The 1,526-nt window shown below is 64.2% G+C and carries 1 protein-coding gene; it reads right to left on the reverse strand.

Annotated features, from left to right (window positions below):
* The coding region (locus ACFFNA_RS39345; protein WP_378925681.1) for a serine/threonine-protein kinase at window positions 1-1,526 on the reverse strand (1,526 nt) is incomplete at both ends.

Below are 1,526 nucleotides of genomic sequence, written 5' to 3' on the forward strand. Positions count from 1 at the left end.
GAAGGTGACCAGGCGCTCCTGTAGCTCGGGCGGAAGCAATCCCGCGCTCTCTCCGAGGCTTAGCAGCGCAGTGACACGATCGTGTGGGTCGTTAAGATTCTCGGTGAGCACAACGAGGCGCTCCTGTAGCTCGGGCAGAAGCGATCCCGCGCTCTCTCGGAAGCTTTGCAGCGCATTGACACGATGGCGTTGGTCGTTAAGATTCTCGGCGAGCACAACGAGGCGCTCCTGTAGCTCGGGCAGAAGCGATCCCGCGCTCTCTCCGAGACTTTGCAGCGCAATGACGCGATGGCTTTGGTCGTTAAGATTCTCGGCGAGCGCGACGAGGCGCTCCTGTAGCTCGGGCACAAGCTTTCCTACGGCTGGTTTCAGGGCTGCGAGGGCCGAGGAGTAATCTTCGAGGTCAGGGTTCACGACGAGGTCGACGAGGCGCCGCTGGAGCGTGGGCGCAAGTCCTTCGACGCCCACTGCGAGGCCCAGCAGAGCTGTGACGCGATGCTCGTACTGGGCGAGCCCCTCGGCGAGCACGACGAGGCGCTGCTGTGGTCCGGGCGCAAGCGATCCTAGGTTCGTTCCGATGCCCCGCAGGGCTTTAGCGCGAAGCTCGGGATCGACAAACGCCTCGGCGAGCCTGACGAGGCGCTGCTGTAGTGCAGGCGCAAGCTCTCCTAGGTTCGGTCCGATGTCCTCCAGGGCTTGAGCGCGATGCTCGGGATCGACAAGCCCTGCTGCGAGGTCGACCACACGCTGCTGGAGCGCGGGCACAAACTCTCCCCCGCTTATCCCGAGGGCTGACAACACCGAGACGCGGTCTTCCGAGTTGAGCTCCTCGACGCGATCGACGAAACGCTGCTGGAGCGCCGGCACAAGCCGTCCCACACCCATTGCCAGACCAGCGAGGGCAGCGACGCGAAGCTGGGGATCGCCAACCCCCTCGGCAAGTTCGATGAGACGCTGCTGGAGTATGGGCGTAAAGTCACCCACGGCCAGCCCGAGGTCATCCAAGGCCGAGAAGCGAAGTTCGGGGTCAAGCGCCTCGGCGCGATCAATGAGACGCTGCTGGAGCGCAGGCGCGAGCCCTCCCACCCCTTGTCTGAGGGCTGCCAGGGCATCGACGCAGTGCTCTTCGTCGTCAAGTCCTTCGGCGACCTCGACGAGGCGCTGCTGAAGCGTGGGCGCGAGCCCTCCCAGCCCCCCGCCGAGGGCTTGCAGGGCAAAGACGCGGTGCTCGGGGTTGTTAAGTCCTTCGGCGATGGCAACGAGCTGCTCCTGCTGCACGCCGGTCAGGCAATTGAAATTGGATGCCAGAGATTCCAACGCGCCGGCAGCCATTAGTCCGACATAGGGATTCGCGACTCCTGGCTGCGGGACCATTAACCTGTTCCAGACGGCCTGAACCCGGATTGCCATCTGGCGCCGTTGTTCCAACGCCGCGGACATTTGGACAGCAGCACGCAGCTCGCCGTCTGTCTGCGACACCGCCAGCAGATCGATCGGGCTGAGCCTTTCCGCAATCGCGCCGAGTA

The sequence above is a fragment of the Mesorhizobium kowhaii genome (assembly GCF_042431665.1).
Taxonomy (GTDB): Bacteria; Pseudomonadota; Alphaproteobacteria; order Rhizobiales; family Rhizobiaceae; genus Mesorhizobium; species Mesorhizobium kowhaii.